At 39.8% G+C, this 14,315-nt stretch carries 11 protein-coding genes and 4 pseudogenes; 7 read left to right on the forward strand and 8 right to left on the reverse strand.

Annotation, left to right across the window (positions count from 1 at the left end):
* Window positions 1-117 precede the first annotated feature (117 nt).
* A complete protein-coding gene (locus tag NIES592_RS13105) occupies window positions 118-492 on the reverse strand; it encodes a hypothetical protein (RefSeq protein WP_073555966.1) in 375 nt (124 codons plus the stop codon).
* 111 nt (window positions 493-603) lie between these two features.
* Between NIES592_RS13105 and fdhD the strand changes: the two genes are divergently transcribed.
* Window positions 604-1,440 (forward strand): formate dehydrogenase accessory sulfurtransferase FdhD, encoded by an 837-nt coding sequence (gene fdhD / locus NIES592_RS13110; RefSeq protein ID WP_062247318.1) that lies wholly within the window; start codon window positions 604-606, stop codon window positions 1,438-1,440.
* Here fdhD and NIES592_RS24110 read toward each other — a convergent pair.
* Window positions 1,403-1,519, reverse strand: a pseudogene (locus NIES592_RS24110) (potassium-transporting ATPase subunit F); the annotation flags it as partial. The gene fdhD and the pseudogene NIES592_RS24110 sit on opposite strands and share 38 nt — an antisense overlap.
* A 176-nt stretch (window positions 1,520-1,695) precedes the next feature.
* Here NIES592_RS24110 and NIES592_RS13115 point away from each other — a divergent pair.
* The gene (locus tag NIES592_RS13115; protein ID WP_073555967.1) at window positions 1,696-2,811 is read left to right on the forward strand and encodes a DMT family transporter; all 1,116 of its coding nucleotides are present in this window, start codon (window positions 1,696-1,698) and stop codon (window positions 2,809-2,811) included.
* Between the two features lie 39 nt (window positions 2,812-2,850).
* On the opposite strand, the gene patD is transcribed toward NIES592_RS13115, so the two are convergent.
* Window positions 2,851-3,201, reverse strand: coding sequence for a heterocyst frequency control protein PatD (gene patD / locus NIES592_RS13120; RefSeq protein ID WP_073555968.1), 351 nt, complete (start codon window positions 3,199-3,201; stop codon window positions 2,851-2,853).
* A 316-nt stretch (window positions 3,202-3,517) separates the two neighbouring features.
* On the opposite strand from patD, the gene NIES592_RS13125 reads away from it, so the two are divergent.
* Complete coding sequence (locus tag NIES592_RS13125) at window positions 3,518-5,794, forward strand: RelA/SpoT family protein (protein WP_062247312.1); 2,277 nt, start codon at window positions 3,518-3,520, stop codon at window positions 5,792-5,794.
* Window positions 5,795-6,009: 215 nt separating this feature from the next.
* On the opposite strand, the gene NIES592_RS13130 is transcribed toward NIES592_RS13125, so the two are convergent.
* The 3 genes and pseudogenes from NIES592_RS13130 to NIES592_RS13140 form a co-directional block, all read right to left on the reverse strand.
* Window positions 6,010-6,336 (reverse strand): hypothetical protein, encoded by a 327-nt coding sequence (locus tag NIES592_RS13130; protein ID WP_062247311.1) that lies wholly within the window; start codon window positions 6,334-6,336, stop codon window positions 6,010-6,012.
* A gap of 9 nt (window positions 6,337-6,345) precedes the next feature.
* Window positions 6,346-7,776 (reverse strand): radical SAM protein, encoded by a 1,431-nt coding sequence (locus NIES592_RS13135; RefSeq protein WP_073555969.1) that lies wholly within the window; start codon window positions 7,774-7,776, stop codon window positions 6,346-6,348.
* Window positions 7,777-7,974: 198 nt separating this feature from the next.
* Window positions 7,975-8,338, reverse strand: a pseudogene (locus NIES592_RS13140) (GAF domain-containing protein); the annotation flags it as partial.
* Between the two features lie 184 nt (window positions 8,339-8,522).
* Here NIES592_RS13140 and NIES592_RS25585 point away from each other — a divergent pair.
* From NIES592_RS25585 to NIES592_RS13165, 4 genes and pseudogenes are all read left to right on the forward strand, one after another.
* Window positions 8,523-8,927: pseudogene (locus NIES592_RS25585) on the forward strand (SDR family NAD(P)-dependent oxidoreductase); the annotation flags it as partial.
* 15 nt (window positions 8,928-8,942) lie between these two features.
* Window positions 8,943-9,527 (forward strand): annotated as a pseudogene (locus NIES592_RS25590) (MGH1-like glycoside hydrolase domain-containing protein); the annotation flags it as partial.
* 981 nt (window positions 9,528-10,508) lie between these two features.
* Window positions 10,509-11,396, forward strand: coding sequence for an effector-associated domain EAD1-containing protein (locus NIES592_RS13160; RefSeq protein ID WP_073555971.1), 888 nt, complete (start codon window positions 10,509-10,511; stop codon window positions 11,394-11,396).
* Window positions 11,397-11,510: 114 nt separating this feature from the next.
* Complete coding sequence (locus NIES592_RS13165) at window positions 11,511-12,824, forward strand: tetratricopeptide repeat protein (protein ID WP_073555972.1); 1,314 nt, start codon at window positions 11,511-11,513, stop codon at window positions 12,822-12,824.
* A gap of 329 nt (window positions 12,825-13,153) precedes the next feature.
* Here NIES592_RS13165 and NIES592_RS13170 read toward each other — a convergent pair whose 3' ends face one another.
* Both NIES592_RS13170 and NIES592_RS13175 read right to left on the reverse strand, forming a co-directional pair.
* On the reverse strand, window positions 13,154-13,669 hold the full coding sequence (locus NIES592_RS13170) for a DUF937 domain-containing protein (RefSeq protein WP_073555973.1): 516 nt from the start codon (window positions 13,667-13,669) through the stop codon (window positions 13,154-13,156).
* A gap of 181 nt (window positions 13,670-13,850) precedes the next feature.
* A complete protein-coding gene (locus NIES592_RS13175; RefSeq protein ID WP_062247193.1) occupies window positions 13,851-14,177 on the reverse strand; it encodes a hypothetical protein in 327 nt (108 codons plus the stop codon).
* Between the last annotated feature and the right edge of the window lie 138 nt (window positions 14,178-14,315).

The following is a 14,315-nucleotide window of genomic DNA, read 5'->3' on the forward strand; positions in this document are numbered from 1 at the left end:
ATAACTGTTTAAGCGGACATGATATGAATTATTGCCTCAAAGTATATCTTGATAAGACCTTGATTGTTCAAGGTCTTAGGTTAACAAAAAATTATTAAATTAAAACTCTAAAATTACCTAGAATCTTACTCCCAATTGGCCGTTGATGCCGCGCACAGAGTTGTAACCTGCACCCAAGAATAGATTATCACCAGCGCCCACCTGAACCCCGCCTGAAACTGCAAGTCCTTTATCTTCTGAATAGTATCCTAAGCCTACATATGGTGAAACTACTGGTAAGCTGAGAAATTTTAATACATCTACCCCTGTAGCAATGTCGGGGCCAATTCCCAATTCAGCACCCCAATTCAAAGCCCTTGCACCCACAGAGTAAGTCACATCACCATCTTTGCTACCAACAGATACCCAAGGTTGTGGTACTAATTGAGCATGAGCTACCCTTGGAGTCAATAATACTAAACAGCTAATAAAACTCAAGATAGTCGTTTTCACATTCTTCTCCTACCTAATCTTTGGCTAATAGACGAAAATTCTTAGTGTCTTTGTGCCTTGGTGGTAAAAAATGAAAAGTATAAAGAGTAGGGAAATAACTACTACAATCTTATGAGCGAACCTAAAGGCAGTAAAACTCAAGCTAGAGTTTGGGTGGTGGAAAATGGCAAAATGCGATCGCGCTCTGACTATATCACCACAGAAGAACCTTTAGAAATTCGTCTGCTATCTCCACGCCGTACAATTGCTATCACCATGCGAACTCCAGGAGCAGATTTTGAACTGGCTGCTGGTTTTCTGTATACAGAAGGAGTAATTAGCAACCGCCAAGATATCCAACGTCTGAGTTATTGCGTAGATACAGAAATAGATGGCGAACAACGCTTCAATATTGCCAATGTAGAACTACGAGAAGACTTGCATCCTAATTTACAGCCTTTGGAACGTCACTTCTACACCTCCAGCGCCTGTGGAGTGTGCGGTAAAGCTAGTCTGGAAAATTTACGTTTGCCGGGTGTGACGCCAATACCCCCAGAACCACAAGTGACACCAGAAATTCTCTACAGTCTGCCAGAGCAACTCAAAGCAGCTCAAGGTATATTTAAAGCTACAGGAGGTCTACACGCTGCTGCTTTATTTGATGCTCAAGGGCAGTTGTTAACAGTAAGAGAGGATGTAGGACGTCACAATGCCTTGGATAAACTCATCGGTTCAGCTTTATTAAGCGATCGCTTACCTTTGCATAATCACATTGTGATGGTCAGTGGACGCTCTAGCTTTGAGATTTTACAAAAGTGTATAGTTGCTGGAATTCCAATTATTTGTGCTGTTTCTGCTCCTAGTAGTTTAGCGGTTTCTGTAGCTAAGGAGTTTGGCATCACTTTAATCGGATTTCTGCGCGAACAAAAGTTCAATGTTTATTCTGGACGGGAAAGAATAAATATATAGCCATCACAAAAAATAAATATATAGAAAGAGCAACCGTGACTATTCCTAATAGTCCCAAAGCCCAAGCCTGAGTCCGCGATCGCACTCAAGCAGGTTTGATCCAGTGACCATTTTGGCAAAGGAAAGAATAATTGTCTATAGCCCTCTGTGCCTTTCTTCGGTCAGTAAGTATTCTTTCCTTCACAAAAAGACATAATTCGGTAAAATTAAGTAAAGCAATTTATGCAGTTGTAAAACAAAGGCGTCAGCAATCTCATGCAGCTGAAATTCAGTGCATCTCGGCTTTCCTTAACTCCCCTAATTCTAATCGCACCCTTTTTTCTCTGGGGTACAGCGATGGTGGCGATGAAAGGAGTAATTTCCCACACCACACCATTCTTTATGGCGGGGGTGCGGATAATCCCAGCAGGAGTGCTGATTTTAATTGCAGCTGCTTTCATGGGTAGACCCCAGCCTAAGAGTTGGAATGCTTGGCTGTGGATTGCTTTATTTGCTTTGGTAGATGGGGCATTATTTCAAGGCTTTTTGGCTGAGGGGTTAGTGAGAACTGGTGCTGGCTTGGGATCAGTGATGATTGACTCCCAACCTTTGGCGGTGGCTTTGATGTCTTCTTGGTTGTTTCAAGAAAGAATTGGTTTGTGGGGATGGTTAGGGCTTTTGTTGGGTGTCACGGGGATCAGTTTAATTGGCTTACCGGATGAGTTGATTTTAGGTCTTTTGTCTCACAACACTCCTGAAATTTTGCTTTCTCCCACTCTCCCGTTCCTAAATTCTCTGTTTACTAGTGGCGAATGGTTAATGCTATTGGCAGCATTGAGTATGGCAGTGGGAACGGTGATGATCCGCTTTGTTAGCCGTCATGCTGATCCCGTTACAGCTACAGGATGGCATATGGTTATAGGTGGTTTACCCCTGTGGGGGATTTCATCGGTTGTCGAATCTCAACAATGGCAGAATCTCGTACCATCTGACTGGGCAGCTTTGGGGTATGCTACGGTATTTGGCAGCGCAATTTCCTATGCCTTGTTTTTCTATTTTGCTTCTAGCGGTAATCTGACTAGTCTCAGTTCTCTGACTTTTCTCACGCCTGTATTTGCCTTATTATTCGGCAATTTATTGCTGCAAGAAGTCCTCAGTCCATTACAGTGGATAGGAGTTGGTTTGACTTTAATTAGTATTTACCTGATTAATCAACGCGATGTTTTAGCTGGTGTAGAGGGGAGCAAGGATCGGGGATCAGGTACAAGGGAAGAGGGAGAAGGAGGAGAAGGAGGACAAGAGGAATACTTAACACCCAACCAGCAGCCAGCAACCACTAACCAATGTAGAGACGTGCCATGGCACGTCTCTACAACAACCACCAACCACTAACTTTGACAATTGACAATTGACAATTGACAATTGACCACATCACTTTTCTGGTGCTTCTGATTGCAGAATAGTTTGACAGTATTCGATGATAATTGTCAGGCGATCGCTAATTGTTTTGAGTCGATCAACAGCAGTTGCAGCTTGTCGCGCACCTTGAAGAAACATCACGTCAATTTCCAACAGTCGCAGTTGCTTACTCATCTCTGTCTTGTAGGATAGTTCCCGTATTTTTTCCTCTGCTAAAGGTAAAATCTGCTGCCGAAAAAATTCTTGTAAAGACAAAAGATGCTGTCGCAGTTGCTGGGCATCTGTTTGGTAAGTTGCTGCTTGCGAGCGGAGTTGCTCTAATAGTATTACGAAGGTGTGATATCTCTCTTGATTGACAGACATTCAGTGCTAATTGAGATACTATTAATGTCAAGTAATTTTTCTTATACAATATTCTTTTCTAACCTTTTGTTTAGGTTATGGACTCCAAAATATTAAATTTGGAGTCTGATTTGCCATCATTAGATTCTGATGACTATTATGCTTGACACCCAATACAGGATAATTTGCCCAAGCTTGTTGTTTAAGCAATTATCCTGCGATCGCTTTTTCTTCCGCCGTGTCAGCAGCAAATAGTTTTTCGACGACATTCAAAGTCAAGTGTGTTCACTCCTCCGTCTAACCACCGAAATCATCTCCAGCCCCGCTATATTTTATGATGAGCAGCACAATTGTCAACCACCCTATTGATATAACTCTTCCAGAATGGCTAGAAAGTTGTTTGCGTACACCGCCTGTAGACGGTGCTGCAACGGAAGAAGATCGGAAATATTATGATACAAGTTTGATTTGTCGAGCCTTTGAGTTTGCTTATCAGCTGCATCAAGGTCAGTACCGCAAATCAGGAGAACCATACATCTGTCATCCGATTGCTGTAGCTGGAATGCTACGTGATTTAGGTGGTAGTGCAGCTATGATAGCAGCTGGATTTCTTCATGATGTAGTAGAAGATACAGATGTTACAATAGAAGAAATAGAACAGCGTTTTGGGTCAGAAGTTAGATGCTTAGTTGAAGGCGTCACCAAGCTATCTAAAATCAATTTCAAAAGCAAAACTGAAAGTCAAGCCGAAAATTTTCGGCGGATGTTTTTAGCAATGGCGCAAGATATTCGCGTGATTGTAGTGAAGTTGGCAGATCGCTTACACAACATGCGGACATTAGAATATATGCCAGAAGAGAAACGCCGTCGTACCGCTACAGAAACACGAGAAATTTTTGCTCCCCTAGCAAATCGCTTGGGGATTTGGCGTTTTAAATGGGAATTGGAAGACTTAGCATTTAAATATTTGGAACCAGAAGCTTTTCGACAAATTCAGCAGCTTGTTTCGGAAAAACGTACAGATCGAGAAGAGAGATTGAAAAAAATCTCAGAGACATTAAGAACTCGACTTGCAGAAGCAGGAATTCGCTGTCTTGATATCAGTGGACGTCCCAAGCATCTTTATAGCATCTACCAAAAGATGCAACGGCAAAATAAAGAATTTCATGAAATTTATGATTTAGCAGCACTGCGAATTATTGTACAAACGAACGAGGAATGTTATCGCGCTTTAGCGGTCGTTCATGATGTCTTCCGCCCGATTCCTGGTAGATTTAAAGATTATATTGGATTGCCCAAGCCCAACCGTTACCAATCATTACATACTGGGGTAATAGGCCCTTGGGGACGACCTTTAGAAGTGCAAATTCGGACAATGGAAATGCACCATGTGGCAGAATATGGTATTGCTGCTCATTGGAAGTATAAAGAAACTGGCGGTTCTCACACTGGCTTAACTGCATCAGATGAAAAATTTACTTGGTTGCGGCAGTTATTAGAATGGCAAAGTGATTTAAAAGATGCCCAAGAATATTTAGAAAGCATCAAAGATAATCTTTTTGAAGAAGACATTTATGTCTTTACTCCCAAAGGGGATTTAGTTGCTTTAAAACCCGGTTCTACGACAGTAGATTTTGCTTATCGCATTCACACAGAAGTAGGGAATCGCTGCACAGGAGTGCGGGTAAATGGTAGGATGGTGCCACTTTCAACACGCTTACAAAACGGCGATATCGTTGAGATTATTACTCAAAAAAATGGTCATCCTAGTCTGGATTGGTTGAACTTTGTTCGGACTAGTGCAGCAAAAAACCGGATTAAACAATGGTACAAGCGATCGCGCCGGGAAGAAAATATTGCTCGTGGACGCGAATTATTAGAAAAAGAACTTGGAAAAACAGGTTTTGATAATGTGCTGAAATCAGAAGCAATGCAGGCGGTAGCAGAAAGATGTAATTACCACTCTACAGAAGATTTACTCGCTGGTTTGGGTTATGGGGAAGTTACACTCAACTTGGTGCTGAACCGTTGGCGAGAAATCGTCAAAGCACAGCAGCCTGCTACTAACGAGCCAGATAATACCACACACCTACCTACCACAGCTAAGGCGGCGGCGTTTTTACGAGAGGCGACGCCCATAACTTCCCGTGCTAGTGATTCGCCTATCGTCGGCGTAGAAGGGTTATTGTATCACTTAGCTGGGTGTTGTACCCCCATTCCCGGTGAAGCAATTATCGGTGTAGTAACACGGGGCAAAGGAATTTCGATTCATCGCCAAGGGTGTCATAATCTGGAAAAAGTAGAGTGCGATCGCCTTGTACCTGTAAGTTGGAACCAAGCAGTAGAACACAGTGGTCGTCCCGTAACTTACGCGGTGAATTTGCAAATTGAAGCACTAGACCGAGTAGGAGTATTAAAAGATATTTTGTCACGACTCAGTGACCAAGGAATCAACGTCCGTCACGCAAATGTCAAAACATCGTTTGGTCAACCAGCATTGATTGATTTGGGGATTGAAATTCGCGATCGACCTCAATTAGAACAGTTATTTACTCAAATTAAGAAAATGAGTGATATTCTTAATATCCGTCGCGTTGGTCAAATTGACGAATAACATATTCTAGTCGTGGGAAATAGGTAAAAACAACGCAGTTTATCTATTTCCAATGATTAATTATTAAACGCAAAGGAACGCGGAGTAAGCGCAAAGGAACGCAGAGGGTTTCCATAGAAATTCATCTAAATACACCCATAATCTATCTGTGTGAATCTGTGTTCGTTTTATAAAAAATATTTTCTTCTTGTTCAAAATCTGCATCACACATAAGTTTAAGAAGTTAAATTTATCAACCAAATCCAACAACCACCATTGAGTAAAGCAGTAAAAATTGCACCAATAATCACCCCCTTCATCAGGGCAAATTTTTCTTGTCTTTTGAGCCTTAAAAGAACAGGAATGATATATATAACTTGCGTTATGCCAATCCAAAAAATATAGATAGCAAAAATTTGTTGAAAAATTCTAATTGGATATTGATAGGCGAGAAGTGACTCTAAATACGCAAAAGTACCCAAAATTAAAGTTGCTAGAATATGCATTCCCAAGACTAAAACGATTCCACCGATAATATGAGAAAATTCATTTCTTCTCGACATGTAAGGTCCTTACTGAAGCAAATTAAATTTTTTATTATTAAACAAATCATACCCTGTACTACCTTCGCGATAAAATATATTAAAAGTATCAAAGGGAATGATTCTGCCATCTGGGTGTACGATATGAATACACGATCGCTTCACTGAACGCACATCAAAGTTATAGGGATCAAGAAACTGGACAATCATCACCCGAAAAATATTGGCGTAGGTAATTCCTTCGGGAACGGGAAGCATTGGCAAACAACACAAAAGCTGCTTTAATGATGTGGCGGCAGAACTGGGTGAATGACTGGTGGAAAATAACTCAAAAATGTGGCGTTTGAGTTCTGGGTTTTGTTCGTAAAGTACACTGTTGGGCATAATTTCCACAAACTTTTCAGGATTAATTAACCCAGTCAAAGGTATAACTTTACCATTTAATTTAAGCGCATAAGCCATTGCCAAACAATCGGGATGGCAAGGAACAGGTAGAATATCTTCTGGTTTAAAATAAGGACTTTGTTGTAATATTGACCTGCGTACTTCAGTAAGAGTGTACCTGTCTCGCTTGGGATCAAAGCCTTGCAAACGTCCAGCAGCTTGGATTGGTTGAAACGTCACGCCGCGTACGCAAGGCTGTTGCAAAGCATACTCAATTATTTTGCCGATTTCGTGGTCATTCAGCCCTTTTTTGAGGGTAACAACTAAAGTTGTAGAGATATTATACTCATTGAGGTGAGCGATCGCCATTTCCCTAACGCTACGCAAATCTACACCCCGCAAATCTTTTAGCGCTTCTGCCTCCAAGCTATCAAATTGCAGATATACTTCTATACCAGGCATATATTGACTCAGGCGACTGCAAAAAGTTTTATCTTTCGCAATTCGCACGCCATTAGTATTAATCATTAAATGTTTAATTGGCTTGCTTTTGGCAAGCTCCATAATTTCAAAAAACTCTGGGTGGATTGTTGGTTCACCACCACTCAACTGCACAATTTGTGGTTCTCCCTCATTCGTCACTACCGCATCAATCATGCTTGCAATTTCTGCTAAACTGCGGTGTCGTCTGGATTGATGAGAAACTTGTGAAAATTCTTCCGCACCGGAATCAGCATAACAAATTGGGCAAGAAAGATTGCATCTATCTGTGACTTCTATTAAAGTTAAACAACTATGCTGTTCATGATCTGGGCAGAGTCCACAATCATAAGGACAACCATATTTAATTGGTGTATTAAACTTGAGTGGCATATCTCCTGGTTTGATGAATTCCAGGGATTTTTTGTAATATCCAACATCATCAGCAATTAAAACTTCTTCTCGTCCGTGGGTGGGACAATGTTTAATTAAGTAAACGCGATCATCTTGAAAAATGATTTTTGCTTCGACTTTGCTGAGACACTTGGAACAAATACTATTTGTCAAAGCGTAAAATACGTAATTGCGAGTAGGCATAGTGCAGAAGTTTGTTTTTAAAACCACGATAAAATTTATCTTTTGGAAATCGAACACAGTGCAAGGCGATAAACACCGATGTACACAGATAGATTATTTACCGGAATGCATTTATGTTTTGATGCTAAAATTTCTTGGTGTCTTTGTGGTAAAAAATTAACTTTTGAACCACCAAGCCACTAAGACACAAAGGTAAAAATACTAAATAAGCACAATAACCTTCTGGGGCTTGGCCATACTCCGGGTGTTGGTTTGCATCTTCCACTACTAAGGAATGACCACTTTCTATGACAGTGCCAGTGAGTGAACCATGCAGTGAATAAATGTGTTCGCCCTCGCCCATGTCAATACTACTAGCCAGTACCCTCTCAAACCCTTGCTGACACAGAGTGACGACTGACCAATCTACTTCTAGCAACTCACTGACTCCACAGGCAATATCGTGCAGATAGCTAGATAGTTCCCCAGTTCGATAGTTCAAAGAGGATAAAAGTGCGATCGCTCGTCGCTCACGTTGCCACATTTGGATTTGTAAGTTTTTATTATCAAGAGCTTTGATCATAAATGCAGATTACAGTATTAATAAAATTCTTTTTTTAAATCAAATAGTAATTTGAAATTTTGCTGAGAAACTCCTAAGATTTTCCTAACAAAAATATCATCCTTTTATAGATATTTCCTTAGATATTCATAAATTTTTAACTAGTTATTTGAGCAATAATCAATTTCAAGTTAAGAAGAAAATTATGAGTTTAGAAGGTAAAGTTGCTCTAGTTACTGGTAGTAGTCAAGGAATTGGGCAAGAAATTGTTTTACGTCTTGCTCAAGCAGGGACAAATGTTATCATTAACTATCGCTCTCATCCAGAAGGAGCAGAGGAAACCTTGGCAAAGGTAGAGGCGATTGGTGGTAGCTGCCACATGGCTTTTTGCCCGAAATTGCATGGTTATACTTTGAAAGCAGACTTGGGTAGTGTTGAGGAAGTGCGTCAACTAATTGCAGAAAGTATTAATCATTTTGGCAAGTTGGATATTTTGGCAAATAATGCTGGCATTGAAAAACATGCGCCTTTTTGGGAAGTTACAGAAGCAGATTTTGATGCTGTGATGAATGTCAATTTAAAAGGAGTCTTCTTTGCCACACAAGCTTTTGTCAAACATCTAAATATTGTAGAGAATTGGCTCAAAGGCGATCGCAACACGCCACCCCCACCACCAGAACGTCAAAATGGTAGAAATCAAGAGTGGTTTCATCTCTACAATGAAGACATTCTTTCTATGCCTGATAAATGGGAATATCCCTGGTTTGCTGCTTGGGATTTAGCATTCCACACAATTCCTTTGGCAATGATTGACCCGGATTTTGCCAAGTATCAATTGGATGTTTTAACGCGGGAATGGTATATGCATCCTAATGGTCAAATTCCTGCCTATGAGTGGAAATTTAGCGATGTTAACCCGCCTGTTCATGCTTGGGCAACTTGGCGGATTTATAAGATTGAGCAGAAGATTTATGGACGAGCAGACAGACAGTTTTTAGAGCGGGTATTTCAAAAGCTCATGCTCAATTTTACCTGGTGGGTAAATCCTAAGGATGCTGAGGGTAATAATATGTTTCAAGGGGGCTTTTTAGGGTTAGATAATATTGGTGTATTTGACCGCAGTGCAGCTTTACCTACTGGTGGACATATTGACCAATCTGACGGTACAAGTTGGATGGGAATGTATTGTTTAAATATGTTAGCGATCGCCACAGTATAAAGACACGCCAACTTATATGTTTAAACCAGTAGAGCGAAACTTTAAGTTTTTCTCTACTGGCTTTAACAAAAGTAGAAGTTTTAAGAGAATTTTTAACTGATTGGTGTAAAAAGATGAAAGGTGAATGAGCAATAAATTATGGATTTCTCAACAAATTCTCATTTAGGAGAAACCTTAAAAAAATCTGGCGTTGCATATTTGCGGGATGATTTTATTTTCTCTTTTAATTAAAAAACTTAATTCTTGGCGTTCTTGGCGTCTACCCTGCGGGAAGCCGCTTGCGCGTCTATGGCGGTTCATTACTCATCCCATTTTATGCAACGCCAAAAATCCCAGCCTTATTTATTGTTCATCTCATCCAGTCCAGTAGTAGCCTAGTACTCGACCACATAGGTTTTGACTTTTTGTCAGGCGTCAGAACCCCGACTTTTCAAAAAAGTCGGGGTTCTGGCTCACCTATCAAAATCAATTTGATGCACCACTACATACAGTAGTCTACCCGTCAGTGCATAAATTGATCTTGTTTACCCCTATAAGAATATAGGTTTGTACATTTGTAATTTTGTGCAAATAGAATTATCGCTTATGCACATATCATTAAGCGATTAGCCAGGAAACCGCGACAAGGTAGGAATGAGCCGAGGGTTTTTCTGGAATTCAATTTTGTTCATTTGTAGTTTTGTGTAGATTCTTGTAACCATTATCGTTGATTTATCTATGCACATTAGTATCCCGGATGATCTGAAGCGACAGTTCCACTCGACTTGCGCTTTCAGGGGACTGAAGATGAGCCAAGTAGTAACAGAGCTAATTGAGCAATGGCTGAAAATTAACGATGCTTCTACATCTGATTTTGAAGCTGGTGAGTTTGTGAACACAGAGCCAGTAACTAAGCCGTAATCGGGTAGCGATCGCTTACAACCAACCACAATCATTCTCAACTTGTATTGAAAATATAGGATGTTGATAAGTATGGTTTTATCTGGTCCACAACGTAGAAAACTACAAGAAGCTTTAATTGATGCTTTTCCGACTACAGCATCTTTAGAGCAGATGTTGTCATTTGAATTAGATAAAAGCCTAGATGCAATTGTTGGAGGGGGTAGTTTAGCAACAGTTGTGTTTAATTTAATCAAAGTAGCAGATTCTCAGGGATGGGTTGAAAATTTAGTTCGTGCTGCATGTCAGTCAAATCCTGGAAACTCCAATTTAAAGGCTATTGCGAAAGAACTGTTAACAGAAAACTCATTGATAGTACCGCCTGCTCCTTCTCCCGAACCTCCGACACAACCAACTCAGCAGCAGAAAATATTGATTTTGACAGCGATTCCTCATGGATTACGTTTGGATAAAGAGATTCGAGAAATTGAGGAAGCTATCCGACGATCTGTAAGACGAGATTTATTTGAAATTCGTGTAAGAACTGCTGTACGTCCTCAAGATATTCGTCGCGCGATCGCAGAAGAACAACCTCAAATAGTTCATTTTTGTGGACATGGCCAATCAGATGGCAGCTTGGTGTTAGAAGATGATGGGGGAAACAATAAACCAGTTTCACCAGAAGGTTTAGCATCACTGTTTGAATTACACACCGATTATGTTCAATGCGTACTGCTGAACGCTTGTTATTCAGAACAACCAGCTGAGGCGATTAAGCAGCATATTAATTATGTTATTGGTATGAACAACCCAATCAAAGACAAAGCAGCGATCGCGTTTGCTCAAGGGTTTTATGACGGTTTGGGTTACAAAAACTTAGGTAATCAAGATTTGTTCCAAAGAGCTTTTAAAGAAGGTATGGCTGCCATTATGCTAGAAAATCCTTCACAAGGCTCAATACCAGTTTTGAAAACAAAATAGAACAGTTTGCACCAAAATCAAACCAGAGATTATTTCTTCTCAACATTTATCAAGCAACGGTCACAATTCCCAATCTACCTACCTTTTAAACATATAAATAGATGAATTTAAAATATGAACTTATCCTCTAAATTGCGTAAGGGACTACAAGAAGCTTTGATTAATGCTTTCCCTACAAAAGCATTCTTGGAGCAGATGTTATCATTTGAGTTAGATAAAAATCTAGAAGCAATTGCAGGAGAAGGTAATTTAGAAACTGTTGTCTTTAACTTAATAAAAAGAGCAGAATCAGAAGGGTGGGTTGGAAAACTAGTACGTGCGGCACGTAAGCAAAATCCTGGAAACTTGCTTTTGCAAGCTATTGCCAGAGAATTATTGATAAATACTTATCATAAAGAAAAGGAAGCTGAACAACAAGCTGTTAAACTCAACTATAATGATACTGGCTACTACAATAACAGTGGTTTGTCTCACTACAATTTAGGTGAATATCAAGCTGCTATAGAAGATTTTAGTCAAGCAATTAAACTTAATTCTAATATTGCTAATTACTACTATAATCGTGGATTGTCTCGCTACAATTTAGGTGAATATCAAGCTGCTATAGAAGATTTTAGTCAAGCAATTAAACTCAATCCTAATGATGCTGACTACTACAATAATCGTGGATTGTCTCGCTACAATTTAGGTGACCATCAAGCTGCCATAGAAGATTTTAGTCAAGCAATTAAACTCAATCCTAATGATGCTGACTGCTACTACTATCGTGGTATTTCTCGCTATACTTTCAATGAGTATCAAGGTGCAATTGGAGATTACAATCAAGCGATTAACCTCAATCCTAATGTTGCTAATTACTACAATAGACGTGGGATGTCTCACTATAATTTAGGTGAATATCAAGCTGCCATTGCAGATTATAATCAAGCGATTAAAATTAATCCTAATGTTGCTAATTACCACTACAATCGTGGTCGATCTCTTCATGATTTAGCTGATTATCCAGGTGCAATCGAAAATTATAATCAAGCGATTAAAATCAATCCTAATGGTGCTGACTACTACTATCGTGGTTGGTCTCGTGGTGATTTAGATGATTACCAAGGTGCAATTAAAGATTACAATAAAGCTATTCAAATTAATCCTAATGATGCTTTCTACTACAATAATCGAGCTATAGCTCGTGAGAAACTAAATGATAACGAAGGCGCAATTAAAGATATTAACAGGGCTATCCAAATTAATCCTAACGATCCTCTGTTTTACAAAAACAAGGCGCAATTCTATGAGAATAAAAGTAAGAGACAAGAAGCAATATTAAATTACGAAGAAGCATCAAATCTTTATTTAAGACAAGGAAAGATGGAAGAATATCAAAAAGTAAGAGACAAAATTAAAAAATTAAATTCACCTCTATGGTGGCTTTAATTTAATTTCAATTTATAGCAGGAATAATTAGTAAATCTTAAGTAGTGGCGTGTCATGGCTAAAATAATGCAATAAATCTCTTCTTCTATCTCTGTGTCCTCTGTGTCGGGTGCGGTTTATTAATGCACCATTTTAGTCCTATCAGTCAGTCCACTACAGTAATTTTATTTTTACTATCAGTACAACAATCCGTGTAGAAATTGTGAAAATTGAGAGACTTAGATCCCCGACTTCTTAAAAAAGTCGGGGATCTGGTTGATTTATAAAAAAGACTCACAAATAATCGTAAACAACAACGATTACTTATGAGTTATGGATAAGTAAAATATTTATCTTCCTAAATACCTAGTTGCCATCTGCATCGCATCAGCAATATCAACATCACCATCATTGTCAGCATCTAGGAAAGAATTCAAGACAGAGTTCCCGCCTGCTTGGGAACTTGCACCTGTTTTCAAGAAATTCAGAACGATAGGAACCAACACCGGTAGTAATTGTTCAATCATACCAGCATCCAAGCCTGTACGCTGGGAAACAGCTTCAGCCACCTGTCGTTGCATTCCTAGCGAAAATAGAGAGTTTACAGCTTGGGAACTGGGAGAAGTACCGCCGTATTGATTAACTACAGCTTGCGCTTCTGCGTTACCACCATGAGCTTGCTTTTGTTGCAAAGCAGAACGTACATAACTACCCACAATACCAATAACTGATTGCATGGTAGAAGGATCTGCACCAGTCCGATTACTTAGCTGCTGTACAGTATTGACGATATCACCTAACTGCCCTGTACTGCCTTGTTGGCTAGGATTGTCGATCGCATTGATAATTTGGTCAAAAAGTCCCATAAGCTTTGGTGATCCCTTATCAGAACATGGGTTTTGGGGGAGTAGTAAAACCCCGAACCGCGAGAAAGAGGATACATGAACTCCCCCAGTAAAAATAGGTAATTCGATATTACCTATTTTTACTTAAGGTAGACTCGTTGAACCAACAATCCCCGTCACGATGATTTAGGGGTAGTGTTAATTACTTGGCTGCAAGCAATTGTGACACCTCTGCGTGTGCTAATACAACGCTAGCTTCCCGTTGGAGAGCAGTATAGTATTTTCTGGCAAATGCATTACCTTCCTCTTGTGGTGTCAGCAGTGCGCGGACATCAGCAATCAAATTTTCGACATCTTCCAGTGATACTGGTTTATCTGCTTGCAGCATTTCATCGATTTGCACAACCACTTCAGATATGCGATGTAGCCAAGCGAATTGTTCATCTTCGATGACGAGTCGAAGTAATTCTCCGTTCGATACTCGTCCACGCACCTGTTCGTAACTGATGCGTTCTGTATCCAGCAACATCCGGTGAAGGTGTAGCAATCTATTTCGCAAATCGCGCAGATATTGATGTTGATGTATTCGCTGTAGAAGCATGTTAGAAGTCAATGGAACCCATCCTCTCGTTACAATAGTTTGCAGTAGCTGGAATGATTTTGCAGA

The sequence above is a fragment of the Fischerella major NIES-592 genome (assembly GCF_001904645.1).
Lineage (GTDB): Bacteria > Cyanobacteriota > Cyanobacteriia > Cyanobacteriales > Nostocaceae > Fischerella > Fischerella thermalis.